At 55.5% G+C, this 24,047-nt stretch carries 25 protein-coding genes, 1 tRNA gene and 1 CRISPR repeat array; of the genes, 17 read left to right on the forward strand and 9 right to left on the reverse strand.

The features are described from left to right. Window positions 1-20 precede the first annotated feature (20 nt). Complete coding sequence (locus TAM4_RS06570) at window positions 21-230, reverse strand: hypothetical protein (RefSeq protein ID WP_014122458.1); 210 nt, start codon at window positions 228-230, stop codon at window positions 21-23. A 153-nt stretch (window positions 231-383) separates the two neighbouring features. Here TAM4_RS06570 and TAM4_RS06575 point away from each other — a divergent pair, with 153 nt between their 5' ends. The 5 genes from TAM4_RS06575 to TAM4_RS06595 are packed head-to-tail and all read left to right on the forward strand — an operon-like array spanning window position 384 to window position 3,615. Continuing rightward, complete coding sequence (locus tag TAM4_RS06575; RefSeq protein ID WP_014122459.1) at window positions 384-1,730, forward strand: signal recognition particle protein Srp54; 1,347 nt, start codon at window positions 384-386, stop codon at window positions 1,728-1,730. Next, complete coding sequence (locus TAM4_RS06580; protein ID WP_014122460.1) at window positions 1,727-1,981, forward strand: Lrp/AsnC family transcriptional regulator; 255 nt, start codon at window positions 1,727-1,729, stop codon at window positions 1,979-1,981. The genes TAM4_RS06575 and TAM4_RS06580 overlap by 4 nt, the downstream gene beginning before the upstream one ends. Window positions 1,982-1,990: 9 nt before the next feature. Then, window positions 1,991-2,497, forward strand: a complete 507-nt coding sequence (locus TAM4_RS06585; RefSeq protein ID WP_014122461.1) for a YkgJ family cysteine cluster protein — start codon at window positions 1,991-1,993, stop codon at window positions 2,495-2,497. A 58-nt stretch (window positions 2,498-2,555) separates the two neighbouring features. Continuing rightward, window positions 2,556-3,275 (forward strand): phosphoribosyltransferase family protein, encoded by a 720-nt coding sequence (locus tag TAM4_RS06590; protein ID WP_014122462.1) that lies wholly within the window; start codon window positions 2,556-2,558, stop codon window positions 3,273-3,275. A gap of 4 nt (window positions 3,276-3,279) precedes the next feature. Further along, window positions 3,280-3,615 carry a hypothetical protein gene (locus tag TAM4_RS06595; protein ID WP_014122463.1) on the forward strand — a complete coding sequence of 112 codons (336 nt, stop codon included), beginning with the start codon at window positions 3,280-3,282 and terminating at the stop codon, window positions 3,613-3,615. Here the strand turns inward: TAM4_RS06595 and TAM4_RS06600 are convergent. After that, window positions 3,601-4,059 carry an Lrp/AsnC family transcriptional regulator gene (locus tag TAM4_RS06600; RefSeq protein WP_014122464.1) on the reverse strand — a complete coding sequence of 153 codons (459 nt, stop codon included), beginning with the start codon at window positions 4,057-4,059 and terminating at the stop codon, window positions 3,601-3,603. The genes TAM4_RS06595 and TAM4_RS06600 overlap by 15 nt on opposite strands. A 66-nt stretch (window positions 4,060-4,125) precedes the next feature. Here TAM4_RS06600 and TAM4_RS06605 point away from each other — a divergent pair. The 4 genes from TAM4_RS06605 to TAM4_RS06620 all read left to right on the forward strand — a co-directional run bounded on the left by TAM4_RS06605 (window position 4,126) and on the right by TAM4_RS06620 (window position 8,250). Next, window positions 4,126-4,203 (forward strand) — tRNA-Arg (locus TAM4_RS06605). Between the two features lie 64 nt (window positions 4,204-4,267). Beyond that, a complete protein-coding gene (gene glp / locus TAM4_RS06610) occupies window positions 4,268-5,470 on the forward strand; it encodes a gephyrin-like molybdotransferase Glp (protein WP_014122465.1) in 1,203 nt (400 codons plus the stop codon). 56 nt (window positions 5,471-5,526) lie between these two features. Then, on the forward strand, window positions 5,527-6,894 hold the full coding sequence (serS, locus tag TAM4_RS06615; protein WP_014122466.1) for a serine--tRNA ligase: 1,368 nt from the start codon (window positions 5,527-5,529) through the stop codon (window positions 6,892-6,894). Window positions 6,895-6,993: 99 nt separating this feature from the next. Continuing rightward, on the forward strand, window positions 6,994-8,250 hold the full coding sequence (locus tag TAM4_RS06620) for an ATP-binding protein (RefSeq protein WP_014122467.1): 1,257 nt from the start codon (window positions 6,994-6,996) through the stop codon (window positions 8,248-8,250). Here the strand turns inward: TAM4_RS06620 and TAM4_RS06625 are convergent. The 3 genes from TAM4_RS06625 to TAM4_RS06630 are packed head-to-tail and all read right to left on the reverse strand — an operon-like array spanning window position 8,247 to window position 9,610. After that, complete coding sequence (locus tag TAM4_RS06625) at window positions 8,247-8,711, reverse strand: type II toxin-antitoxin system VapC family toxin (RefSeq protein WP_014122468.1); 465 nt, start codon at window positions 8,709-8,711, stop codon at window positions 8,247-8,249. The two genes, TAM4_RS06620 and TAM4_RS06625, sit on opposite strands and share 4 nt — an antisense overlap. Then, window positions 8,692-8,862 (reverse strand): hypothetical protein, encoded by a 171-nt coding sequence (locus TAM4_RS11730; protein WP_014122469.1) that lies wholly within the window; start codon window positions 8,860-8,862, stop codon window positions 8,692-8,694. The genes TAM4_RS06625 and TAM4_RS11730 overlap by 20 nt, the downstream gene beginning before the upstream one ends. 43 nt (window positions 8,863-8,905) lie before the next feature. Then, window positions 8,906-9,610 (reverse strand): nucleotidyltransferase domain-containing protein, encoded by a 705-nt coding sequence (locus TAM4_RS06630; protein ID WP_014122470.1) that lies wholly within the window; start codon window positions 9,608-9,610, stop codon window positions 8,906-8,908. A gap of 62 nt (window positions 9,611-9,672) precedes the next feature. On the opposite strand from TAM4_RS06630, the gene TAM4_RS06635 reads away from it, so the two are divergent. Genes TAM4_RS06635 through TAM4_RS06645 form a run of 3 tightly spaced genes read left to right on the forward strand, consistent with a single transcriptional unit; the run spans window position 9,673 to window position 12,379 of the window. Next, window positions 9,673-10,098: a hypothetical protein gene (locus TAM4_RS06635; RefSeq protein WP_014122471.1), complete on the forward strand. Its 426-nt coding sequence runs from the start codon at window positions 9,673-9,675 to the stop codon at window positions 10,096-10,098. Between the two features lie 7 nt (window positions 10,099-10,105). Next, window positions 10,106-11,137, forward strand: coding sequence for an L-threonylcarbamoyladenylate synthase (locus TAM4_RS06640; protein WP_014122472.1), 1,032 nt, complete (start codon window positions 10,106-10,108; stop codon window positions 11,135-11,137). Between the two features lie 45 nt (window positions 11,138-11,182). Further along, window positions 11,183-12,379 carry a hypothetical protein gene (locus TAM4_RS06645; protein WP_237702065.1) on the forward strand — a complete coding sequence of 399 codons (1,197 nt, stop codon included), beginning with the start codon at window positions 11,183-11,185 and terminating at the stop codon, window positions 12,377-12,379. Here TAM4_RS06645 and TAM4_RS06650 read toward each other — a convergent pair. The 3 genes from TAM4_RS06650 to minD form a co-directional block, all read right to left on the reverse strand. Then, window positions 12,367-13,806 (reverse strand): asparagine synthase-related protein, encoded by a 1,440-nt coding sequence (locus tag TAM4_RS06650; RefSeq protein WP_014122474.1) that lies wholly within the window; start codon window positions 13,804-13,806, stop codon window positions 12,367-12,369. The genes TAM4_RS06645 and TAM4_RS06650 overlap by 13 nt on opposite strands. A gap of 98 nt (window positions 13,807-13,904) precedes the next feature. Continuing rightward, window positions 13,905-14,654 carry an ATP/GTP-binding protein gene (locus TAM4_RS06655; protein ID WP_014122475.1) on the reverse strand — a complete coding sequence of 250 codons (750 nt, stop codon included), beginning with the start codon at window positions 14,652-14,654 and terminating at the stop codon, window positions 13,905-13,907. 9 nt (window positions 14,655-14,663) lie between these two features. Beyond that, window positions 14,664-15,401, reverse strand: coding sequence for a cell division ATPase MinD (gene minD, locus TAM4_RS06660; protein ID WP_014122476.1), 738 nt, complete (start codon window positions 15,399-15,401; stop codon window positions 14,664-14,666). 98 nt (window positions 15,402-15,499) lie between these two features. On the opposite strand from minD, the gene TAM4_RS06665 reads away from it, so the two are divergent. From TAM4_RS06665 to TAM4_RS06675, 3 genes are all read left to right on the forward strand, one after another. Beyond that, window positions 15,500-17,308, forward strand: coding sequence for a PINc/VapC family ATPase (locus tag TAM4_RS06665; protein WP_014122477.1), 1,809 nt, complete (start codon window positions 15,500-15,502; stop codon window positions 17,306-17,308). 49 nt (window positions 17,309-17,357) lie between these two features. Further along, window positions 17,358-17,726, forward strand: a complete 369-nt coding sequence (locus TAM4_RS06670) for a hypothetical protein (RefSeq protein ID WP_014122478.1) — start codon at window positions 17,358-17,360, stop codon at window positions 17,724-17,726. A gap of 99 nt (window positions 17,727-17,825) precedes the next feature. Beyond that, window positions 17,826-18,386, forward strand: a complete 561-nt coding sequence (locus tag TAM4_RS06675) for a Maf-like protein (protein WP_014122479.1) — start codon at window positions 17,826-17,828, stop codon at window positions 18,384-18,386. Between the two features lie 454 nt (window positions 18,387-18,840). Further along, window positions 18,841-21,844: a CRISPR direct-repeat array (repeat unit 30 nt; unit sequence GTTGCAATAAGACTCGAGGAGAATTGAAAG). 1 nt (window position 21,845) lies between these two features. Here TAM4_RS06675 and TAM4_RS06680 read toward each other — a convergent pair. Further along, a complete protein-coding gene (locus tag TAM4_RS06680) occupies window positions 21,846-22,493 on the reverse strand; it encodes a PHP domain-containing protein (RefSeq protein ID WP_014122482.1) in 648 nt (215 codons plus the stop codon). Window positions 22,494-22,612: 119 nt separating this feature from the next. Here TAM4_RS06680 and TAM4_RS06685 point away from each other — a divergent pair, with 119 nt between their 5' ends. Both TAM4_RS06685 and meaB read left to right on the forward strand, forming a co-directional pair. After that, window positions 22,613-23,041: a cobalamin B12-binding domain-containing protein gene (locus tag TAM4_RS06685; protein ID WP_014122483.1), complete on the forward strand. Its 429-nt coding sequence runs from the start codon at window positions 22,613-22,615 to the stop codon at window positions 23,039-23,041. Between the two features lie 40 nt (window positions 23,042-23,081). Beyond that, on the forward strand, window positions 23,082-24,047 hold the full coding sequence (meaB, locus tag TAM4_RS06690) for a methylmalonyl Co-A mutase-associated GTPase MeaB (protein ID WP_014122484.1): 966 nt from the start codon (window positions 23,082-23,084) through the stop codon (window positions 24,045-24,047).

A 24,047-nucleotide genomic window follows, 5' to 3' on the forward strand; every position in this document is an offset into this window, starting at 1 on the left:
AAGCCTCAAACAACGAAAGTTCAACTCATGTCATCGTAAACGACGCTGACCGTCTCTCCGTCGTCGAGGACGACAAAGCTGACCTTGGCCTTTTTGCCGGTTTTCTGGTCAACGACGAGGAAGTCCGGATCCTTGAGGTACTCGCTTCCCGGCATCTTCCAGACGTCGTCGTAGTACTCCCTGAGCTCCCTCAGGAAGAGAGCAGGGTTCTTTCTAATAACGGTCGCCATAACGCATCACCGTTGTTATCTACAACCTTTAAGTATAAAAAGATTTCGGAAAGACAATCGTTAAACAGGGTTTCGACAATCGACGTTATAACTCCCCTGGCCGGGCACAAGGGTTATTAACTCCCGGGCGTCTTTGATTCAGGAGGGGTGAACATGGCACTTGAAAAGCTCGGCAAGGCCCTAAACAGTGCCCTGAGAAAGCTGGCGAGATCGAGCACTGTCGATGAAGCGCTCATAAGGGAGGTCGTTAGGGACATCCAGAGGGCCCTCATTCAGTCCGACGTTAACGTAAGGCTTGTTCTGCAACTGACGAAAAGGATACAGGAGAGGGCCCTCAACGAGAAGCCTCCCGCAGGCGTTAGCCCGAGGGAGCACGTGGTCAAAATAGTCTACGAAGAGCTCACGAAGTTCCTTGGAAAGGAAGCGGTCCCCCTGGAGATCAGGGAAAAACCAACGATACTGCTCACCGTTGGAATCCAGGGATCCGGTAAAACGACGACGATAGCAAAGCTCGCCCGGCACCTTCAGAAGAGGGGCTACAAGGTAGGTCTCGTGTGCACCGACACCTGGCGTCCCGGCGCCTACTACCAGCTCAAGCAGCTGGTCGAGCCCTACAACATAGAGGTCTTCGGCGATCCCAACGAGAAAGACGCCATAAAGCTCGCCAGAGAAGGCGTTGAGCACTTTCGGGAGAAGGGCGTGGACGTCATAATCGTCGATACAGCAGGAAGGCACAAGGAAGAATCCGGGCTCATAGAGGAGATGAAGCAGATAAGCGAGGCCATTAAGCCCCATGAGGTCATCCTGGTCATCGACGGAACGATAGGCCAGCAGGCTTACCATCAGGCCCTCGCCTTCAAGGAGGCCACTCCGATAGGCTCGATAATCGTCACGAAGCTCGACGGTTCGGCCAAGGGCGGAGGGGCACTTTCAGCAGTGGCAGCCACGGGGGCGCCGATAAAGTTCATAGGCGTCGGCGAGAAGATAGACGATCTCGAGCCCTTCGACCCGAAGAGGTTCGTTTCCAGGCTTCTCGGCCTTGGTGACATTCAGGGCCTTCTCGAGAAGATCGAGGAACTCCAGAAGGAGCAGGAGTTCAAGGAGGAGGACGTCGAGAAGTTCCTCAGGGGCAAGTTCAACCTGAAGGACATGTACGCCCAGCTTGAGGCGATGCAGAAGATGGGCCCGCTGAAGCAGATACTCCAGATGATACCCGGCCTCGGTTACTCCCTCCCCGACGACGCCATAAGGGTTGGGGAGGAGAAGCTCAGGCGCTACCGCATCATAATGGACTCCATGACGGAGGAGGAACTCGAGAACCCGGACATAATAAACTACTCCAGGATAAAGAGAATCGCAAGGGGTTCGGGAACGTCAACGCGCGAGGTGAGAGAACTTTTGGCACAGTACAACCAGATGCGAAAAATGTTTAAGAACCTGGACAAAAGAAAGTTAGCAAAGATGGCCAAGAAGTTCAACTTTGGAGGGCTGGGGATATGAAGAAGATGGAGGCGATAATTCTCGTTGTCGCGAGGCCCGGTACGGAGGAGAAGGTCTACGAGAAGCTGAAGGACCACCCCAAGGTCAAGGAGATATACAGGGTCTACGGGGAGTACGACCTGATCCTGAGGGTCGAGGCCGACACGATAGAGGACCTCGACAGGTTCCACGACGAGGTTCTCAGGAAGGTCAGGGAGATAGAGCTGACCGAGACGCTGATCGCGAGCACCTACGGCCTAAAAGAGGGCTGAGGTGGGATCGTGGCCACCGAAGTCAGAAAAACCCTGGTGGCCACGGTCGATCTTTTAACTTTGAACGTCGAGTTAGTCAATCCCGTGAAGTTCAAATGCGTCGAGAACTGCGGGCGCTGCTGCTACGAGCTCGAGATCCCCCTGAGAGATGAGGACGTTGAGGCGATTGAGGAGCTAGGATACAGTGCCTGGGAGTTCGTGGACTACGAAAAGATGTTCTACCGCGGCGACAAGTTCCTCGGCTACGCCCTCAAAAAGAGGCCCTTCGACGGCGGTTGCGTTTTTCTCGACCCCGAGACGAAGAAATGCAGGATATACCCCAACAGACCCATGGCGTGCAGGCTGTACCCCTTCGTCTTCATCAAACACGGGGCCAAAATGGAGGTGTACATCAAAGAGGACTCCTTCTGCCCCGGGATAAATCACCCCGACGGCGAGCCGGTTGACGGCAGTTTTCTCCTCCGCGAGTACGGATGGCTCTTCGAGGAGTACCGGAGAAAGCTCGAGGAGAGCTGAGCAACCGAAACCTATTTATACATTTTTTTGTTAATCAGTGGCCACCGGGGGTGAGTGCATGACACAGTTGAAGTCAGTGCAGGAGAAGATCAGGCTCGTTAACATGCTCAGGCTCCTCAAAAAGAGCTACACCTACGAGGAGCTCTCGAAGATAACCGGACTGCCGATAACGGTGCTGAACCGGTACGTCCGCGGAAAGGTGCTCCCAAGCACCGAGAGAACCAAGGCCCTCATCGAACTCCTCAGTCCCTACATAGATCTCAGGGCAGAGGTCAGGAAGAGGCTCAAGTTCGACAGCAGGGGATTCTTCGACACGATGGCGGTTTTGAGCGATACGTCGCTCATGACCCTCCTCTCCGAGGAGCTGGCCGGCAGGCTCTCAGAGCTGAACCCTGACAAGATCCTGACTGCGGCGACCGATGGCATACCCTTCGCCGTCCACATCGGCAGACAGCTCGGCGTTGACGTCGTGTACGCCAAGAAGAAAAAGGAAGTCGGAGTTGAGAAGTTCTACGAAGTTAGCTACGTTCCAAGCGCCTCTGGAAGCGTTACAACGCTTTATCTGCCCTCGTGGGCCCTCAGCAAAGGGGACAGGGTTCTCATCGTGGACGACGTCGTGAGGAGCGGGGAAACCCAGAGGGCACTCCTTGAGCTCGCCCTTCAGGCGGGGGCAAGGCCCGTGGGCATGGTCTTCCTGGTCAGCGTTGGCGAAACCGCGAAGAGGTTCGGGGAGGAGCACGGCATACCCGTGGAGAGCGTCATAACCCTCGAGAGGTAGGGCCATGAAGTTCATGCTGTACAACGTTGAGGGGCTGAGCATACCGGTCGAGGCCGAACCCGGCCGGCCCTTTAAATTTAACTGTTCCGAGGAGGAGTGCGGAAAGAACTTGACGATAGAGGGCGTAATTCTCCCGGTCTCAGAGGACGAGTTCGCGGTCGTTCTAAACGCCACGATAGATGAAAACCCGGACTTCAAGGCCATAGAAGAGATAAAGGCGAGAAAGTACGTCTTCAAGGGAAAGGTCAACGGCGTTGAGGTCGTCCTTCCGGCAGAGACCTTTGAGGACTTTGCCAAGAGGTTCCTTGAAGCCGTTGATTCGGTCTTACTCCTCAGATAGAGCCTCAAGGCTTATGGTGAAGTCCTCCTTGGCCACGTCCATGACGACGCTCGTGTTCGTCTTTTCAACTCCCTCGAGGGAGAGCAGCCACTTAACGAACCTGTTCATGTCCGCCCTGTCCCGGAACTTCGCCACCGCGATTATGTCGTACTCCCCAGTCACATCGTAAACCTGCATGACCCTCGGATTCTTCGCGATTTCGCGCTCTATCCTCACGATTTCCCGTCCCCTCGCCTTTATCCCTATCACCGCGGTCAGGCCAAAGCCGACTTTCTCGTAGTCGATGGCCACGCAGAAGCCCCTGATAACGCCGTTTTCCTCCATCCGCTTTATCCTGTTGTAGACAGTCCCGACGGCGACGTTGAGTTCCCTCGCTATTTCGCGATAGGAGAGCCTAGCGTTTCTCTGAAGGAGCTGAAGTATCTTGAGGTCGAGCTCGTCCATACCCATCCCCCAGCTTAATGCACCGTAAACTTTAAATACCCACCGCTAAAGGAGATAGCGGGCAGTGGACCGGTAGCCTAGCCAGGATAGGGCGGCGGCCTCCTAAGCCGCAGGTCCGGGGTTCGAAGCCCCGCCGGTCCGCCAGTTTTAACGTTCCCGTTTAACAAAACCCATTTATACGCCTTTTCGGACTTTCTCCGGTGGTTGCATGGCGTTCCTTAAGGTCGTTTCACTGGAGGAGGCCTTGGAGGTTATCAACTCCTTCCGGCTTGAACCCGAAGTGGAGACAGTCCCCCTCAGCGAGGCCCTCGGCAGGGTTCTGGCAAAGGACGTTCTCTCCCCGATAGACGTTCCGCCCTTCGACCGCGCCACAGTCGATGGATACGCGGTTCGGGCTGAGGACACGTTCATGGCGAGCGAAAGCGAACCGGTCAGGCTGAGGGTCATCGGGGAGGTTCACGCCGGCGAGGAACCCAAGCTCAGGATCGAGAAGGGCCTGGCCGTTTACATTTCAACGGGCGCTCCCCTGCCCGAGGGGGCCGACGCGGTGATACAGTTCGAGGACGTCGATCGCGTTGGAGACGAGATTCTCATCTACAAGCCAGCCTACCCGGGACTCGGCGTCATGAAGAGGGGAACCGACATCCCCTCCGGCAAACTGCTCCTAAAGAGGGGCACGAGGCTCGGGTTCAAAGAGACCGCACTCCTGTCCGCGGTTGGTCTTGCGGAGGTTCCCCTCTTCAGAAAACCGAAGGTTGCCGTGATAAGCACGGGAAACGAGGTAACTCTCCCCGGAAACGAGCTCAAACCCGGGCAGATATACGACATAAACGGGAGGGCGATAGCAGACGCCGTGAGGGAGCTCGGCGGTGAGGCCTGCTTCCTCGGCGTTTCCGGCGACGATCCGAAGGCCCTCGCGGAGATGATACTCAACGGGGTCGCGAGCTGCGATATCGTCGTCCTCAGCGGCGGCGCGAGCGGAGGGATGAGGGACCTGACGAGCTCCACGATAGAACGTCTAGGCAGGGTTCACGTGCACGGCATAGCGATTCAGCCGGGCAAACCCACAATAATCGGCGAGATCGATGGAAAGCCCGTCTTCGGCCTCCCCGGCTATCCGACGAGCTGTCTGACAAACTTCACCCTGCTCGTGGCTCCCCTCCTCAGAAGGCTCATCGGGAGGGAAAGCGAGGTCAGAAAGGTCAGGAAGAGGCTCGCCCACAAGGTCTTCTCGGTGAAGGGCAGGAGGCAGTTCCTCCCGGTGAGGATTGAGGGCGAAAAGGCCGTTCCGATACTCAAGGGGAGCGGTGCCGTTACGAGCTTCATCGATGCGGACGGCTTCATCGAGGTTCCGGAGAACGTGGAGATACTCGAGGCGGGGGAGGAAGTCGAGGTCACGTTCTTCGGATGAAGCCCCATCAAAATCTTTTTTAACGCCCCCTCGTTTCTCATTCTTAGGTGTTGGCTATGCTCGACATAAAGCTCATCCGCGAAAAGCCCGAGCTGGTGAAGAAGGACCTCCTCAAGAGGGGCGAAACCGAGAAGGTCAAATGGATTGACGAAATCCTCGAACTCGACAGGAAGTGGCGCGAGAACCTGAAGAAAATCAACCAGCTCAGGAAGGAGCGCAACCAGCTGGCTGTACAGATAGGAAAGCGCAAGAAGGCTGGAGAGCCGGTAGAAGAGCTCCTCGCGAGGAGCAACGAGATAGTGAAGCAGATTGAGGAACTCGAGAGGGAAGTTGAAGAGCTGAGGAAGAAAATAGACTACTACCTGTGGCGTTTGCCCAACATCACCCACGAGAGCGTTCCGGTTGGTGAAAGCGACGAGGACAACGTGCCGATTAGGTTCTGGGGCAAGGCCAAGGTCTGGGAAGGCTTCCTCGAGACCTTCAAGGAGCAGAGCCTTGGAAAGATGGAGTACGAGCTCCTGAGCTGGAGACCGAGGCTTCACGTTGACATGCTCGAGCTTTTGAGGGGAGCAGACCTCGAGAGGGCTGCGAAGGTGAGCGGTTCGCGCTTCTACTACCTCCTCAACGAGCTGGTCATACTGGACTTGGCCTTAATCCGCTTCGCCCTCGACAAGCTAATCGAGAAGGGCTTCACGCCTGTGATTCCACCTTACATGGTGCGCAGGTTCGTCGAGGAAGGCGCTACCACCTTCGATGACTTCGAGGACGTTATATACAAGGTCGAAGGCGAAGACCTCTACCTGATTCCGACGGCGGAGCACCCGCTAGCGGGCATGCACGCCAACGAAATCCTCGACGGAAAAGATTTGCCCCTCCTCTACGTCGGCGTTAGCCCGTGCTTCAGGAAAGAGGCCGGAACGGCTGGAAAAGACACCAAGGGAATATTCAGGGTGCACCAGTTCCACAAGGTCGAGCAGTTCGTCTATTCCCGCCCGGAGGAGAGCTGGGAGTGGCACGAGAAAATCATAGCCAACGCCGAGGAGATATTCCAGGAGCTTGAGATTCCCTACCGCGTCGTCAACATCTGCACCGGCGATTTGGGTTACGTTGCAGCTAAAAAGTACGACATCGAGGCCTGGATGGCGGGCCAGGGCAAGTTCAGGGAGGTTGTCTCTGCCAGCAACTGCACCGACTGGCAGGCGAGGCGCTTGAACATCCGCTTCCGCGACAAGACCCACGAGAAGCCGAAGTTCGTCCACACGCTGAATTCAACGGCGATAGCGACTTCGAGGGCAATCGTCGCCATACTCGAGAACCACCAGACAGAGGAAGGAATCGTCAAGCTCCCGAAGGCCCTCTGGAAGTATACGGGCTTCAAGGAGATTCTGCCCGCGAACATGAAGGAGAAGTGCTGTCAGGGCTGAATCCTTTTCTCCTTTTGTTTGCCATAGTCCACGCTTCTTGGACAGTATGTAGTACAAGAGTTTATAAAGGGTTGTACTGTATGTAGTCCATGATGAGTCATGATTGAGAGGGAAACCTGGGCCGAGGTCGTTCTCGATTACCGTTTGCTTCCCTTCGAGGGCATAGAGCGAGAAATAGAAGTTAAACTTCCCAACACCCAAATGGCGGTGGCGATAATCGGGCCGAGAAGGGTGGGGAAGACTTACCTCATGCGCCAAATTATGGAGAGGCTTAAGTCCGAGGGCGTCCCCAAGGAGGGCATCGCCTACGTGAACCTTGAGGACCCAAGGCTCGTTGGAGCTTCCCTTGATGATCTGATGACCCTGCTCGAAGTTCTGAGGGAGATGGGAGGAGAAAAGTTCTACCTCTTCCTCGATGAGGTTCAGGCGGTTGAGGGCTGGGAGCGCTTCGTTCGATATCTTCTCGACACAGGCCACAGGGTCTTTGTCTCAGGCTCCTCCTCAAAGCTCCTTTCGAAAGAGATAGCGACCCAGCTGAGGGGTCGTTCTATAGAAGTTCGCGTCTTTCCCTTCTCGTTCCGCGAGTTCCTGAGGGCCAGGGAATTCCAGTTCAAGCGCTACCTTTCTAGCACTGAAAAGGCCCGCCTCAGGGCGCTTCTTGGGGAGTACCTGGAGTGGGGAGGCTACCCAGAGGCCGTGCTCAACCCCCACATGAGGATTGAAGTCCTGAAGGGAATCCTTGACCTTGCAATATACCGCGACATCGTGGAGCGCTGGGAGGTTAGAAACGTCTCCGCTTTACGTTTGCTCCTCAAAATCCTCGCCCGCTCAAGCCATCTCACGCTCACAAAAGCGTATTCGACGATGAAGAGTCTCGGAATCTCGATAGGCAAGGGGACGGTTGCGGATTACCTTGAATACCTGAGCGATGCCTTCATACTGCACAGGCTTCCCCCCTACGTGAAGTCCTATAAGAAGGCTGAACTGCTCGGCTTCAAGCCTTACCTCGTTGATAACGGCCTCCTCCGAATTATGGGGGTCAAAGACAGAGGGAGATTGCTCGAAAACCTCGTCATGGTCGAGCTCCTCAGGAGGGGCTTTGAGCCGGGGGAGAATTTGTTCTACGTCCCCGGCGACGGCTGGGAGGCGGATTTCCTCGCTGGAGACGAGCTGATTCAGGTTAGCTACGAACTCCACCCGCTCAACAGGGAGCGTGAGCTTGGAGCGCTCGCGAAAGCAGTGAAGAGAACCGACGCCGAAAGGCTCACGGTCGTTACCTTCGCGGATAAGGAAAGTGTCGAGCTGAACGGGAAAAGAATTGAGGTCGTCCCGCTCCACGAGTGGCTTCTCCGCTAACCTAAGAGACCCAAAAGTTCCTCTTTCGAGGATACGATGTGGAGGTTCTCTTTTCGGCCAAGCTCCGTGAAGTCCTCATCAAGGGTTATTATCCCGTCAAGTTTGTAGAAGAGGGCCGTTGCACCGATAAGGGCATCGTTGGGCAAAAGGCCGTACTTCTCAATGAGCTCTTTTGATATGTTGAAGATAAACTCGTTAGTTTCGAGGAACCGAAACAGCGAGAGAAGCTCATAAACTGGCTCTTTTCTGACTGCTTTAACGAGTTCTGGCCTTTTCTTCAGCGTTCTAAAACTCCTGCCTGTTGTGAACTTTAGGTAGATAAAAATGACTTCAGACGCTACCGTTTCGTTGATGTATCCAGCCACGTTCTCCTCAACAATCGCTTCGAGTATTTCTGTTGCCTCTGGGTTTCCCTTCAGGTGCTCCACGAGAACCGTTGAGTCAACCATAAAGCTCTTCATACAGCTCCACCTTGAGTTCCTTGGCTGGCTTTGGGGTTTTCAGGATTCCTGCGGTCTTTTTCAGAATCTCCCGCCTCTTTTCAAGTTCCTGGAGGTACAGGCGAACCTTTCTCTCAAGCTCCTTTGGAACCTTCAAATCTACAGTCTCCACGTTCCCACCATTCCTGATTTCTCGGAGAAGAATATAAGGATTGCTAGACCCCTCCCCGCTCCCTCACCTTCCTCCTGACGTTCGGGTCGCGGTCGGCGATGATTTTTAGGGCTTCCTCAAAGGTCATCCAGTCCGGAACTTCTTCGTTGAGATAAATGCCCGTCCTTCCAATCGCGTCCCTCCTCGTGAGGACGTGAACGCGCTCTTTAACGATGTCAACGCTAACGCCGAGGATTTTCGCCACCTCGCTCTCCCTTCCAACGACTTCGCGCTCGATGTGGCCCCTCTCGGTGGGAATTATCAGAATCAGCTTCTTATTCACTCCCGGAACGCGCTCCTTCGTCTTGACGCCCCACAAATCAACGGCCCCTCCCCAGCGGTAGAAGTCCAGCTCCCTGTCGGTCGGCTCGATGAGGGGAAACGTCACGGTCGTTTCTTCGTCAATCTCAATCACTCCCTTTATCAGGTGCCAGGGGGTTGCCATGACTATCTTCCTTCTCCTCACGAGGCCCTCTAGAGCCAGCTCTATGAGGTAGCTCGGGACCTTAATGGGGATAAAGATGTCCACATCGCTGTCCCTTCTCACGTCGCCCCTCGCGACGCTCCCGTAGAGCAGGGGGTCGAACTGTGCGAGACGCTCCATTATGGCTAAGGCCTTCTCGCGCTTCTCCCAGAGGTAGCGCCATCTCTTTGGGGTGTAGATGATTTCCCTCTCGTCCCAGACGCGGACTACCTTTTCCCTCGGCATCGCATCAGGTTCACCGCTCACCTTTTTAAGGGGATCGTCGAGAGCGAGCTTTGGTGGAAAAGATGCCGGTGATAGGGATCAATCTGACGAAGATAGAGTTCGAGAAGAGGGGAGTGCCGCCCATCGGGGGGAGGATCGAGGTCAACCTGACGCCGAAGGTCAGGGACATGAGGCTCGGGGAGATCAGGAGCCCCACCGGTCGGATGAACGGGGTTGAGGTGCTCTTCAAGTACGAGATAACCTACAGGCCAGAGATAGCTGAGGGGCTCATCGAGGGGGCCGTTATGTACCTGCCGCAGAGGAAGGAGGACGTGGACAGGATCCTGGACACGTGGGAAGCCGAGAGGAAGGTTCCCCCGGAGGTTTTCGCGGAGATCATAAACTTCCTCACGGCCGAGATAAGTCCGCTCCTCTTCGTCATCGCCAAGGAAATGCGCCTCCCGTACCACATTCCCCTGCCGAGGGTCGAGATAAAGCCGCAGGGGTGAGAGCCCGGTGACCATCGTCATCCCGATGAAGGCCGGCCCGGATGAGAGGCTGAGGGTCGCCGCGAGGCTGATAAGGGAGGGGAAGCTCGTCGCTTTTCCTACCGAGACGGTTTACGGACTCGGTGCCGATGCACTCAATGAAAAGGCCGTTAGAAGGATATTCGAGGCCAAGGGCAGGCCAGCGGATAACCCACTCATAATCCACATAGCCGAAAGGGAGTGGCTCTTCGAGCTCGCGAGAGATATTCCCGAAAAGGCACTTGAACTCGCCGAGCGCTTCTGGCCGGGACCTCTAACCCTCGTCCTGCCCAAGGGGGAGAGGGTTCCGTCGGTAACTACCGGCGGTCTCGACACGGTGGCCGTGAGAATGCCCGCCCATCCGATAGCGCTTGAGCTCATAAGGCTCAGCGGAAGGCCGGTAGCGGCTCCCTCCGCCAACATAAGCGGAAAACCCAGCCCGACCGACGCGGATCACGTCGTGGACGATTTCTACGGCAGGATCGAGTGCATAGTTGACGGAGGCCCAACCTGGATCGGCGTCGAGTCAACGGTTCTGGACCTCACCGGGGACGTTCCGGTTCTCCTAAGGCCCGGAGGCCTCCCCCTGGAGGAGATCGAGATGGTCGTCGGCAGGGTCGAGATTCACCCGGCGGTGAAGGGAGTTGAGGTCGATCTCGCGAGGGCCCCGGGAATGAAGTACAAGCACTACTCCCCAAACGCCCAGGTTATTGTCGTTGAGGGATCGAGGAATGCAGTCAGGGAAAAGATAGACGAGCTGGTCAGGGAGTTCAGGGGAAAGGGCCTCAGGGTTGGCGTCATGGCAACGGAGGAGCACGGGGCGGATGCATTCTTCCACCTCGGGGAGAGCACGGAAGATGTGGCGAGAAACGTTTTCCGCGCGCTCAGAGAGCTCGACAAGGCGGGCGTGGACGTGATAATAGCGGAGGGCGTGGAGGAGAGGGGTCTTGGACTGGCGGTGATGAACCGCCTGAGAAAGGCCGCCGGCTACCGGGTGATCCGGGCGGATAAGCTTAAATAGAAAAATCTCCAAGGGATCCCATGGGTGCGACCCTTAAATCACGGGGTGAGAACGTTGGCTTTGATTCCTGATATGGCGTCACCTGAGGAACTCGAGCACATGGGCTTTGAACACCTCCGAAAGGGTGAGCTCAAGGAGGGCCTCAAGCTGATCCTCCGGGCGGCGAAGAAGTACGAGGACGAGGGAAAGCTTGAGGACGCCGCGAGGCTGTACTACTACTTCGGCTACTTCTTCCTGGACAGGCTGAAGAAACCGGACAAGGCCAGGCCCCCCCTCCTCAAGAGCGCGGCCCTGTACATAGACCTCATAGAGAGAGAACTCAGCCGCTTCGACATCGACACCGAGCGGCTCAACGAGTACTGCACCAAAACGCTCTCGGTTTTCGCGACCGTGGGGGACGAGAAGAACCTGAGGAAATACGCCAAGTACTTCGCCGAGATATACGAGGACATGGCGAGGAGTTACATGGAGAACGACGAGATCGAGCTCGCGGTCAAGGCGTACGAGGATGCCTTCCGCTACTACAAGATAGTGGGTGATGAAGAGGCGATAAAGCGCATAGCCGACGAGCTGATCACCGCCTACGGGCGCATAACCGAGGAGAAAGTTGCCGAGGGCGACGCGGCCGGCGCTGCGGAGGCCTTTTACAGGTTAGCCGGCTACGTTCTCGAGATATTCGGCTACGACGCCCACTACATCGAGATGATGGACACGGCCGCGAGGAACTACGAGAAGGCGAGCAAGCTGGCGTATTCAGAAGGGGACCTCGACGGGACGACGACTTACCTCCTGAAGGCCCAGTACGCGTACCTGCTCGCCGGAAACACCAACAGGGCAAAGCTGATAGGATTGAACAACATAAGGATCACCTATCAGGTTATAAGCTCGTTCCAGAGCGCCGGAAGGGATAAGGACGTCGCGAGGAAGATGCTCGAACTGGGCCAGTCCCTGCTGGCGGTGGGCAAGACAAAGGAAGCATTCAAGGCCTACAAGGAATCCCTGAACCTTGAGAGCTCCCTCAAAAGCCGCACCCTCATGAGGATAGCCATCCTCAAGATCTACGGGGCGCAGAGAAAGGACGCCCGCGTTCTCTCAGCCGTCTGCGATGCCGAGTACTACCTCGACAGGAACAACGAGGTCAGGGCGATAGAGATAGCGAACGAGACCCTGCAGGGAATTCCCGAGCTCGAGCCCCTCGTCAAGATGCTCCACGAGGCGGAGGGAATAAGTCAGGAGGAGTGAAAGACCTCCCTGAAGAGCTGAAGGGCGAGATCCCTCGGCGAGAGGCCCCTCCTCTTTCCGATCCTTTTGAGGATCTTTTGAGCACCGCTGCCGTACTGTGCGGCCTTTTTCTCCCTCTCCACAACTTCCTTCGGAAGTCCGAGTTTTTCGGCGGCGTTCCGCAGGATGAACTTTCTGACCCCGTTCCGTATCTTAAGCTCGACCGGGATTCCAAGGGCGGCCGTGACGACGGGGAGCGCAAGATATGGGAAACGACCCTCCACGCCGTTGAGCATCGCTATCTTGTCGTCCCTCGCGAGGTTCCTCTCGGCCAGCTCCCTGAGGTCCTCCTCCATGAGCCAGGGCTTCTCAACGTACTTAGCGTAGCCCCCGAAGAGCTCGTCCGCCCCCTGCCCGCTCAGGAGAACCCTGACATCGTCCCTCGCCGCGAGCAGGGTCGAGAAGTAGAGGGGAACACCGATGGCGAGGTTCATGGCGTTTGGTTCCTCCATGGCGAAAACGATCCGTTTCAGGGCTTCCTCAACGTCCTCCTCGGTGAAGACGTACTCCCTGAGCTCCAGCCCGAGGAGTTCGCTCACCTTCCTCGCCCACTCGAGATCCTGACTGCCCTCGGCTCCGGCCGTGTAAAGCACAACGTCCGAGTGTTTAGAGGCAAGGAGAGCGATCAGCGAGCTGTCAAGGCCCCCCGAGAAGAGAACCCCAGTTTTCCTTCCGCACCTTATCCTCACGGAGTAGGGGATCGTCCTCAGGAGCGAGCCCAAAGCCCTCTCCGCCGTGAAGGTCCCTGGCCTTAGATCCTCAACGCTCAGGAGGCGGCTTACCTCAACGCCCCCCCGCGAGATGGTCACGAGACTGCCCGGCTCAACGGGAACGGCCTCCTCACCGATCGCCCAGAGGACCTTCTTCTCGCTGGCGAAGAAGCCGTTGGGGGAGAAGTAGAGGGGCCTTATCCCGACGGGATCGCGGAACAGGTAGATCCTCTCGCCGTCCGAGAACGCCACCGCGTAGTCGCCCTCGATCCAGCGCATCGCCTCCCTCACGGCCTGGGGGAAGCTAAGGCCTTTCCCCCTCAGAAACTCGATGAGCCTGAGGATTACCTCGCTGTCAACGTCGCTCTCGAAGGAAACGCCCCTTCCCTCTAAAAACGCCCGGATCTGGGCGTGATTGTAAACCTCACCATTGTGCACTAAAGCTAACTCGTTAACGAAGGGCTGGGTAAAGGCCTTCGAGCCCGTCATGGCCAGCCTGCACTGAAGGAGCCCTATCCTCCCGCCCGGGATCTGGCCCAGCTTTGAAAAATCGTCCGACTTCAGCACTCCCTCGTCGGTCCAGACGCCGAAGCTGTCCGGCCCCCGGTGTTTCCCAGCGAGGGCCATTTTGATGAGCCTTTCCCTGATCTCCCCGATTCCACCGGCAATCAAGCACATGCCCTCTCACCCAACTTCCTTCGCCCGGGGGGAGAAAAGGCTTAGCCCTTCCCACTTGGGAGAGTTTGCAGGAAAAGGAGGACACTTTGAACGTCCGTTCACGTCAGGTCTCCGCAGGTGCAGTAGTGCTCGTAGGACAGCGTCTCCAGCTCGTCAAACCCCCTACCGTCCCGGGCGGAGGCGTAGACGACCCTCACCGGCGGGGAAACCTCGGGCAGAAAGGAGCACATCCTGTAAGCCAAGAGCCCCTGCATCGTCGGATCGAATTTAAGCCTTGCCGTGAGGTACTCGATGTCCTCGAGGTACTTCCTGTGCCTCTCGAGCTCATCCTCGCCCAGGAGGTCGACCTTGTTGAGAACCGGAACGGTGGTGGTGCCGAGGCGGAGGTCTATCATGAGGGCGAAGAACCTCACGAAGCAGTAGTCGTGGGGCCTCCTCAGGATCTCAGGATCGAAGAGGTACGCCAAGAGGGGCTCGCTGAGGTTCTCCATGAGCTTTACCCCGAACTCGTGGAAGAGGAAGCTCTCCATCTGACCGGGGGTGTCTATCAGGGTGTACTCCCTCTCCCGGTCGAGCCCGAGTATCTCATCCGCGATCCTCCCGACCTCTGGGAGAAGCCTGTCGTAGCTCTCGACTATGGCACCGTTGGGCCCGTATCCTTCAGCCATCAGCTCCTCAACGGTCACTATCTCCCTCACGTCGAGATCGGGCTCGTAGGGGAGCTTCCTCACTCCAGTATCAAGGTTCACGTAGGCCACGCTGTGGCCGTTCTTCTCGAGGTACTTCCCGAAGGAGCCCGTCATGGTGGTCTTCCCGCTCCCGGCGGTTCCGAGAAAGGCCACTATCATGGCACCACCTCAGTACATGACCCTCGCCTTGAAGCCGGCTATCCTGAGCACTTCCTCCGCCAGCTTCATAAAGGCCCTGGCACCCTCGGAATCGGGATCGTACTCGACGACGGGAACCCCTTCCAGCGTTGCCTCCCTGACCTTCGGGTCCTCGGGAACCACCACGAGGAGAGGAACCTCCATGACCTCCTCGGCGGCATCCGGCGGGATGTCGTTCTCGCTCCTGCCGTAGCGGTTGAGAACGAAGCCGAGAACGGCCAGGCCGGCCTTCTTGAGGACGATTCCAACCTTCATGGTGTCGGTTATGCACGAGATCTCGGGGTTCGTTATTAGAATGACCTCCTCACCGCTCAGCATCGCGTTCATCGCGTCCATTTGAAGCCCGGCCGGGCAGTCGATTATCACAAAATCGTAGTACTCCTTGAGAGGTTTTATCGTCCCGGGCAGCTTCCTCGGGTCTGCTTTCTTGACGTGCTCCCAGTCTATCGCCGCTGGAATCAGATCAACGTTCTCAAAGCTCGTCTGGTAGATGGCGTCCGAGATGGACGCTTCCCCCGCGAGTACATCGTGAAGGGTAACCTCCGCGTCGTCTATTCCCATGACGAGGCTCAGGTTGGCCATCGTGAGATCGGCGTCAATGGCGAGGACCTTCTTACCCAGCTTCCCGAGGGCGATGGAGAGGTTAGCCGTCGTCGTGGTCTTACCGGTCCCGCCCTTACCGCTCGCTATCGATATCAAATGCCCCATGAATCCCACCCATAGGCTTTATTCCCCAACCTTTATGAAGCTTTAGGAGAGGCTAAAACCTTATGAACCGTTCCATCAAGTTAGGCCGGGTGAGAGAGATGAAGGTGTTCGTTCCAGACACGAGCGTGATAGTTGATGGCAGGTTAACGCAGTTCCTCTCAACCCTCGACGAGAAGGTCAAGGTCGTCGTTCCGGAAGCGGTCATAGCCGAGATAGAGCACCAGGCCAACGAGGGGAAGGCGATAGGCCATACGGGCCTTGAGGAACTCAAAAAGCTCCGCGACATGGCCGACAGGGGAGAGATACTCCTCGAGTTCTACGGCGAGAGGCCGGAGCTCTGGCAGATTAGACGGGCCAAAGCCGGCGAGATAGACCACATGGTCCGCGAGACGGCGAAGCAGCTCAACGCCACCCTGATAACCGGCGACCAGGTGCAGAGGGACATAGCGGTAGCCAAGGGCATCGACGTGATCTATTTAACCGCCAAGAAAGAAGTAAGGCATCGCCTCGAGGACTTCTTCGACGAGACGACGATGAGCGTCCACCTCAAGGCAGGGGTTAAGCCCCTCGCCAAGAAGGGGAAGCCCGGCGAGTGGAGGCTCGTCCCAATCCGCGACAAACCGCTGAGCGACGAGGAGCTGGAGGAGATAGCGGACGACATCGTGGAAAGGGCCAAGCGCGAACCCGACAGCTTCATAGAGCTCGACGAGCCCGGAGCTACCGTCGTCCAGCTCAGAAACTACCGTATCGTCATAGCCAGGCCACCCTTCGCCGACAGAATTGAGATTACCGCGGTCAGGCCCGTCAAGAAGCTGAGCATAGAGGACTACGAGCTGAGCGAGAAGCTTCTCGAAAGGCTCAAGGACAAGGCCGAGGGAATACTCATCGCTGGCGCTCCCGGTGAAGGAAAGACGACCTTCGCCCAGGCTTTAGCTGAGTGGTACGCGAGCATGGGCAAGATAGTGAAGACGATGGAGAAGCCGAGGGACCTGCAGGTGAACGAGGAGATAACGCAGTACACCGCTCTAAACGGTAGGATGGAGCTCACCGGCGACATACTGCTCCTCGTGAGGCCGGACTACACGATATTCGACGAGATGAGGAAGACGAGCGACTTCAAGATCTACTCCGACCTGAGGCTTGCCGGCGTCGGAATGGTCGGAGTGGTTCACGCGACGAAGCCCATAGACGCCATTCAGCGCTTCATTGGAAGGGTCGAGCTTGGAATGATACCGCAGATAGTCGATACCGTTCTCTTCATCAAGGCTGGAAAAGTTGCGAAGGTTTTGACGCTCGAATACCTCGTTAAGGTTCCGAGCGGGATGAAGGAGGAGGACCTCGCGAGGCCGGTCATCGAGGTTAGGGACTTCGAGACTGGGGAGCTCGAGTACGAAATCTACACCTACGGCGAGGAGATAAGCGTCGTCCCGGTTAAGAAGGAGGAGAAGGCTCCTGCCCTGAGGCTCGCCGAGAAGAGGCTCAAGCAGGAGATTAAGAAGTTCCTTCCAGATGTTTACACCGAGGTCGAGATAGTCAGCCCGCACAAGGCCGTGATTTACGCCGACGAGTTCGACATTCCGGCAATCATAGGCAAGAAGGGCAAGAGGATAACCGAGCTGGAGAAGAGGATAGGCATAAGCATAGACGTCAAGAGCTTCGCCGAGCGGGAAGCCGAGAAACCCAAGGAGAAAATACCCGTCGAGGTCGAGGAGAAGAAGAAAACGATTGTCCTTCGCGTCTCGCCTGACTACGCGAAGAAGCCGCTCAAGTTCTACGGCGGCGAGCAGTACGTTTTCACTGCGACGCCGAGCAAGAAGGGCCTCGTCAAGGTCAGCAAGAGCACGCCGATAGGCAAGGAACTCAAGAGGCTCATCCAGGCCGGCATACCCATCTGGGCCAGCACCTGAATTCCAAAGCTTTTTAATGACCTTTCCAATTCCCTTTTTGGTGGTATCGATGAGATACGACGTCGTTATCATCCCGGAGAGCTTCCACAAGTTCGACAAACACAACATGGAGCACATCTGCCCTCCGATGGTCATCGGCGACAGAAACTACGACATAGCGATGGAGATAGTGAACGGAGTTGACAGGATCATAAGGGCGAACTTCGAGGTGAGCGTCGAGGAGCTTGAGGGCGAGGAATGCGACGTTCTCTACCGGAAGTACACGCTCGAGAAGGACGGTAAGAAGGGCATCGTCCACGTCAAGCTGAGGAAGATAGCCGAGAACTGCCCGCCGATAGACGGGAACCGCTGTTCGGTCCTCGAGTTCGAGAGGGATATCGAGTGCATAGTTGCGGCGATAGAGGAGTGCCTCGATTAGGCTCGGTTGCGAGGGTACTCATCACGGTTCAGCTAGCGAAATTGTCGTCATCGCCCGTTCAACTTGGGCGCTTTCCTTTTAACGTTTGGGGGTGAGGGAATGCTCGTTCTGGCGTCGGCTTCACCGAGGAGACGGGAGATACTGTCGCGCTTCATCGCTGACTTTCACGTAATCCCGAGCAACGCCGAGGAGAAGTGCTCCAGCACTGTTCCCGAGGAGTGTGCCGTCGAGCTTGCAAGGCTGAAGGCGCGGGAGGTTTATTCGCGCGTTGGTGGAACGGTCATCGGCGCCGATACAGTCGTCAGCATCGACGGAAAAATCCTCGGAAAGCCAGGGGACGAGAATGAAGCCTACGAGATGCTCAAGCTCCTCAGCGGAAGGGTTCATCGCGTCACTACCGGCTACTGCATAATCCACGAGGGGAGCGAGATAACCGGCTCCGTGACGACGGAAGTCAAGTTCAGAGACCTCGACGACGAGCTGATCTGGGCCTACATAAGGACGGGCGAGCCTATGGACAAAGCCGGAGCCTACGGAATCCAGGGAAAGGCGGGCCTTTTCGTCGAGTGGATTAAGGGGGACTACTACAACGTCGTCGGCTTCCCGATGGAAATCATCTGGGAGCTCCGGGAGCTCGGCTTTGATGTGTTATCACGCTGAGGCGAGGCCTTCTTTGGGTTCCATGCAAATCCTGCCCTGTTTTTCCATTTGAAGCCCGGAAACGGTCCGGGAGATGGAATTTTAAGTTTCCAAAAATGTGACAGTTTGTTACAATTTATTGAGCCCAATGTAACGAATATTTTTCGAAAATGGAAGCCGAGGGATTCAAGCCCGCGAATCCCGCCAATCCGGATTCAAACTGCATCTTATCCAGTTTAAAGCCGAGATGAGAGTTTGTTTTTGATTACAGCCCCTGTAAAGTCCCTGGAGATGCCACAAAATTTCACACGCCCGGATTTTTGGACGGACCTCGTTCCTCCACAGGGAAATCGGCGTTTTCACCCGGCTTGAATCCCGGGTCTCCCCTGGGTTTTTGCGGAGGCTTTTTCAGAAAGGCTTAAATATCGGGGCGTTCTTATTTCTTCGTTGGGCGAAAGGGCAAATTTCGCGCCCTGTTGCAATAAGACTCGAGGAGAATTGAAAGGAAGGTGAAGACGGATGGACAGGCGAGCGGGGCCGGGTTGCAATAAGACTCGAGGAGAATTGAAAGCTGACTGGCTCGACAGCGATGAGCTTTTAACGGTTTACAGTTGCAATAAGACTCGAGGAGAATTGAAAGCAGAAAGCCGTCGAAGGAGATGGAGAACTGGAGCGTGCTGTTGCAATAAGACTCGAGGAGAATTGAAAGTCAAATCTGGCAAGTTGTCTTCCGTCAATTTGCCCGCGTTGCAATAAGACTCGAGGAGAATTGAAAGTGAGTAATTCGATGAGGGCAGGTTGTAGCTTTCGCCTTCGTTGCAATAAGACTCGAGGAGAATTGAAAGCAATCGTGAACGTGGGTTCGCTTTCGGCGTATTTTCTGTTGCAATAAGACTCGAGGAGAATTGAAAGCTCTCAAAGAAGAGCTTGCGAAGCTGACTTACACGGAGTTGCAATAAGACTCGAGGAGAATTGAAAGTTCATTAAAATTTTCGGCGTTGTGGCTTATTACATTTGCGTTGCAATAAGACTCGAGGAGAATTGAAAGGTCATCGCAATCGCGGCACTAATCGCGGCGATTGTCGGTTGCAATAAGACTCGAGGAGAATTGAAAGATCAGTGATTACGAGAACTGCAGAGATGATCGCGCTATAAACGTTGCAATAAGACTCGAGGAGAATTGAAAGGGTTGAACGCAACAAACTGGCTCAGGCCGTCGTAGAGGAGTTGCAATAAGACTCGAGGAGAATTGAAAGGTGACACGAGGAACACGTCACTGTTTGCATGGAGCTTGTTGCAATAAGACTCGAGGAGAATTGAAAGCAGGGCCTCATCCTGATCTTCCTCGCGAGTATTGGGGTGTTGCAATAAGACTCGAGGAGAATTGAAAGGCGCTCAATGCCGAGCACTAGGTAAACGTAGTGTATGTTGCAATAAGACTCGAGGAGAATTGAAAGATGCGGAATTTGTTTACATCAAGGCCGTGCGGAAAGTTGCAATAAGACTCGAGGAGAATTGAAAGATCACGGTATCAAGGCATCGCAGGCGGGCACTTACTGTTGCAATAAGACTCGAGGAGAATTGAAAGTGTAGAGTTCAGGGCCAGCCTCGGGCTTCGCGTAAACCATGTTGCAATAAGACTCGAGGAGAATTGAAAGCAACGTGCTTCTTCAAGCCCTTTGCCGCCGCGAGGATTGTTGCAATAAGACTCGAGGAGAATTGAAAGAAAACTTTAATTATTATTGGTGCGTACGTTTGTTGGTGTTGCAATAAGACTCGAGGAGAATTGAAAGCCCAGAAACGGGCGAAACGGCAGACTAAACGGGCTTGTTGCAATAAGACTCGAGGAGAATTGAAAGGAGGGAACTGAGGGAGGGGCGCCTATGAGGCCGGGGGGTTGCAATAAGACTCGAGGAGAATTGAAAGTGTTGTGTGCATTGTGGACGGGCACGGGTCAGGAGCGCGTTGCAATAAGACTCGAGGAGAATTGAAAGACATGGTGGAGGAGATATACAACCTTGAGGAACTGGTTGCAATAAGACTCGAGGAGAATTGAAAGGAAGAGACCCCTGAAGCTGAAGAGGAGCACGCCCCGTGTTGCAATAAGACTCGAGGAGAATTGAAAGTGGGCATCGGCATACTCTGCATGGCAATATCGGACAGCGTTGCAATAAGACTCGAGGAGAATTGAAAGTACTGAGTCTGCAATCCCCAACAAGCGAAGGCTTTTTGTTGCAATAAGACTCGAGGAGAATTGAAAGGCACGCTACTGATGTTGAAGTGCTCCTCATTCGCAAGTTGCAATAAGACTCGAGGAGAATTGAAAGCCTGCAGACGCTGAGGGACGTTTCCGGGCTTGGCCTCTGTTGCAATAAGACTCGAGGAGAATTGAAAGTGCCGTACAGAATTGAAGGTATCAGCACGAGAACTGGGTTGCAATAAGACTCGAGGAGAATTGAAAGCGCGGAGGTAGAGGAAAAACCCGCCCCTCGGGACGCGCGTTGCAATAAGACTCGAGGAGAATTGAAAGCTGTTGAATGTGCCGATAAAGGTGCTCCCGAGGTACACGGTTGCAATAAGACTCGAGGAGAATTGAAAGCGACGTAGGTCGTGACGGTCGTATCGACGTAGTGCAGGTTGCAATAAGACTCGAGGAGAATTGAAAGGAAATCAAGGTGGCGTCTCAGGTAATAGCTGTATCTCTTTGCGTTGCAATAAGACTCGAGGAGAATTGAAAGTGGAAATATTCGCTCTCTATCCCCGCGTGCGCCACCTGTTGCAATAAGACTCGAGGAGAATTGAAAGATACCAAAGAACCGCGACAAGCTCTTCGTTGACAGGTTGCAATAAGACTCGAGGAGAATTGAAAGCTGTTTATGATTCCGTAAGAAGCGCCGTCTACGTAGTTGCAATAAGACTCGAGGAGAATTGAAAGTTTGCCCCTGAGCCGCCTGAGCCGGAGCCGGTTCCCGTTGCAATAAGACTCGAGGAGAATTGAAAGTGAGATAGATTCAGTTCTACACGAGCATTTGTTGGTACGTTGCAATAAGACTCGAGGAGAATTGAAAGACGGAGACAGCATCACGTACGAGTACAAGTTCGAGGGTTGCAATAAGACTCGAGGAGAATTGAAAGCATGGACTGACATTACTGGCCTAAAGGTAAAGACAGAGTTGCAATAAGACTCGAGGAGAATTGAAAGGCGAAAGGAGTTGATGTCGTCGAGCTTCCGGTCCATGTTGTCGAGTTGCAATAAGACTCGAGGAGAATTGAAAGTCCTCATGGACGGATTCACCGATGCCCCCCGCCTTACGGCGTTGCAATAAGACTCGAGGAGAATTGAAAGGGGCTGATTGCTGTACCTTCCAACGACCCCCGCCTGGTTGCAATAAGAGTCGAGGAGAATCGAAACGAGAAGATATATGGTTTTCTGCTGTTCCGGTTCAGATGTTGCAATAAACCCTTGAAAAGCCCAAGCCACTACAAAAACTCCCGGAACAGCAGATCCTCAGGCTTTCCGCCGGCTTTTCGGAAGACCGCCACGCTCCAGCCGACGTTTCCCACCCGCTCGGGCCTGTGGGCGTCGCTGGCAAAGGTCAGCTTAACGCCCCGCCGTATGCACTCCCTCACGAACTCTAAATCCGGAACGCGGTAGCGGGAGCTTATCTCAAAGGCCTTTCCCCTCTCCTCGGCGAGTGCGATGAGTTCAAGGAGATCCTCCCACGAAGGATAGCCGATGTAGGGGAAGCTCGCCCCGAAGTGGCCTATTACATCGACGTTCTCGTCTAGGAGAGCAACCCTGACGAGCTCGGCGTACTGTTCCGGCCTGTCAACCCACTCGTGAACGCTCGCTATCACGAAGTCGAGCTTTTTAGCCATCCAGTCCGGCACGTCAACGCCGTTGGGGGTGATGTTGCCCTCGATTCCCGCTAAAACCGTTATCTCGCTCTCCTCGCCCCAGCGCCTTATCTCGCTCAGGTAGGCGTTGAAGCTGCCCCGCAGGAGGTAGTGGCTGTGGTCCGTTATCGCAACGAGCGAGAGACCCTTCCGCTCGGCCTCCGCGATGTTCTCGAAGACCTCCCCGAGGCCGTCAGAGTGGAGCGTGTGGGTGTGTGAATCATGGATCATGTTCGAGGCTATTCTGGAGCTTTAAAAAAGCTTGTGGACAAAAAATCCAACGTAAAGCTAAACCTTGAGTTTTGACAACCTTTAAATAATGCAAGGGAGAAACATACCCGGTGGTGTCAATGGTGGAGCGCTCAAAGGTTCGCGTCGTCATAGCGAAGCCCGGACTTGACGGTCACGACAGGGGAGCCAAGGTCGTGGCGAGGGCCCTGAAAGAGGCAGGCTATGAGGTCATCTACACGGGAATCAGGCAGACCCCCGAGCAGATAGTCGAGACGGTTATCCAGGAAGATGCTTCAGTTCTTGGAATAAGCATTCTCTCCGGTGCGCACATGGTCCTGATCCCGAAGATTATCAAGCTCCTTGAGGAGAGGGGCATAAAGCCCAACGAGGACATCGTAATCTTCGCCGGCGGAATAATCCCGCCCGACGACGCGGAAGAGCTGAAGAAGATGGGCGTCGCGGAGGTCTTCGGCCCGGGAACGTCCCTGAAGACGGTCATCGAGTTCGTTGATAAAGCAGTTCAGAACCTCAAGAGGTTCAGGGCTTAACTTTATATTCTCCCCCTGGATAATTTCTCCAGTGATGAAAATGACGCTCGAGCCCCTCATTCAGTCGGCACTATCGGGCGATAAGAAGGCCATAGCAAGGCTCATAACCCTCGTTGAAAACGACGAGGAAAAGGCAAGGAAGATAATACGGAGGATTTATCCCCACACGGGAAGGGCCTACGTCGTCGGCATAACAGGTCCGCCCGGTTCTGGAAAGTCAACCCTTCTCGACAAGCTCATCAAGCTCGCCAGGAACGAGGGACACAAGGTTGGAGTCATAGCCATTGACCCGACGTCGCCATTCACCGGGGGTGCACTGCTCGGCGACAGGCTGAGGATGCAGAGGCACTCCACCGACCCCGGCGTCTTCATCAGGAGCATGGCGACGCGCGGTTCCCTCGGCGGTCTGGCGAAAGCAACCAACGACGCGGTTAAGGTTTTGGACGCTGCCGGCTACGACCTGATATTCGTCGAGACCGTTGGAGTCGGGCAGATCGAGGTTGACATCGTCAAAACCGCAGATACCGTCGTTCTCGTAACCGTCCCGGGCCTCGGCGACGAGGTCCAGGCCATTAAGGCCGGTCTAATGGAAGTGGCGGACATATTCGCCATCAACAAGGCCGACAGGGAAGGAACGGAGATGGTCTACCTCGAGCTCAAGATGGCCCTCGAGTTCGAGAGGGAAAAGTGGAGGCAAATCGGCTGGGAGCCCCCGATAGTCGAGACCACTGCTTTCACCCTCAAGGGCGTCAGGCCTCTCTGGGAGGCGATAAAGAGGCACAGGAAGCACATGGAGGAGAGCGGAAGGTTGAGGGAGAGGAGGGCCTTCCGCGCGAGGGAGGAAGTGAAGACGATTATCGCCTCGACGATAGCGAGCAAGGTGGAGGAGAGGCTCGCGAAGGGCGAAGCGAAAGAGCTCATCGAGGAGGTCGTTGAGAGGAAGCTCGACCCCTATTCGGCATCTCAAATCGTGATGGAGAAGCTTAAGGAGGATCTCTGGAGGTGA

Source organism: Thermococcus sp. AM4, assembly GCF_000151205.2.
In the GTDB taxonomy this organism is placed as follows: Archaea; Methanobacteriota_B; Thermococci; order Thermococcales; family Thermococcaceae; genus Thermococcus.

Coding starts and splice junctions, on each gene's coding strand:
- TAM4_RS06620 (WP_014122467.1), top strand. CDS start 6,994: ATGATTGAGAGGGAAACCTGGGCCGAGGTCGTTCTCGATTACCGTTTG.
- TAM4_RS06595 (WP_014122463.1), top strand. CDS start 3,280: ATGAAGTTCATGCTGTACAACGTTGAGGGGCTGAGCATACCGGTCGAG.
- TAM4_RS06650 (WP_014122474.1), bottom strand. CDS start 13,806: ATGTGCTTGATTGCCGGTGGAATCGGGGAGATCAGGGAAAGGCTCATC.
- serS (WP_014122466.1), top strand. CDS start 5,527: ATGCTCGACATAAAGCTCATCCGCGAAAAGCCCGAGCTGGTGAAGAAG.
- TAM4_RS06635 (WP_014122471.1), top strand. CDS start 9,673: ATGCCGGTGATAGGGATCAATCTGACGAAGATAGAGTTCGAGAAGAGG.
- glp (WP_014122465.1), top strand. CDS start 4,268: ATGGCGTTCCTTAAGGTCGTTTCACTGGAGGAGGCCTTGGAGGTTATC.
- TAM4_RS06630 (WP_014122470.1), bottom strand. CDS start 9,610: ATGCCGAGGGAAAAGGTAGTCCGCGTCTGGGACGAGAGGGAAATCATC.
- TAM4_RS06655 (WP_014122475.1), bottom strand. CDS start 14,654: ATGATAGTGGCCTTTCTCGGAACCGCCGGGAGCGGGAAGACCACCATG.
- TAM4_RS06685 (WP_014122483.1), top strand. CDS start 22,613: ATGGTGGAGCGCTCAAAGGTTCGCGTCGTCATAGCGAAGCCCGGACTT.
- TAM4_RS06675 (WP_014122479.1), top strand. CDS start 17,826: ATGCTCGTTCTGGCGTCGGCTTCACCGAGGAGACGGGAGATACTGTCG.
- TAM4_RS06580 (WP_014122460.1), top strand. CDS start 1,727: ATGAAGAAGATGGAGGCGATAATTCTCGTTGTCGCGAGGCCCGGTACG.
- TAM4_RS06590 (WP_014122462.1), top strand. CDS start 2,556: ATGACACAGTTGAAGTCAGTGCAGGAGAAGATCAGGCTCGTTAACATG.
- meaB (WP_014122484.1), top strand. CDS start 23,082: ATGACGCTCGAGCCCCTCATTCAGTCGGCACTATCGGGCGATAAGAAG.
- TAM4_RS06575 (WP_014122459.1), top strand. CDS start 384: ATGGCACTTGAAAAGCTCGGCAAGGCCCTAAACAGTGCCCTGAGAAAG.
- TAM4_RS06670 (WP_014122478.1), top strand. CDS start 17,358: ATGAGATACGACGTCGTTATCATCCCGGAGAGCTTCCACAAGTTCGAC.
- TAM4_RS06570 (WP_014122458.1), bottom strand. CDS start 230: ATGGCGACCGTTATTAGAAAGAACCCTGCTCTCTTCCTGAGGGAGCTC.
- minD (WP_014122476.1), bottom strand. CDS start 15,401: ATGGGGCATTTGATATCGATAGCGAGCGGTAAGGGCGGGACCGGTAAG.
- TAM4_RS06680 (WP_014122482.1), bottom strand. CDS start 22,493: ATGATCCATGATTCACACACCCACACGCTCCACTCTGACGGCCTCGGG.
- TAM4_RS06665 (WP_014122477.1), top strand. CDS start 15,500: ATGAAGGTGTTCGTTCCAGACACGAGCGTGATAGTTGATGGCAGGTTA.
- TAM4_RS06600 (WP_014122464.1), bottom strand. CDS start 4,059: ATGGACGAGCTCGACCTCAAGATACTTCAGCTCCTTCAGAGAAACGCT.
- TAM4_RS06625 (WP_014122468.1), bottom strand. CDS start 8,711: ATGAAGAGCTTTATGGTTGACTCAACGGTTCTCGTGGAGCACCTGAAG.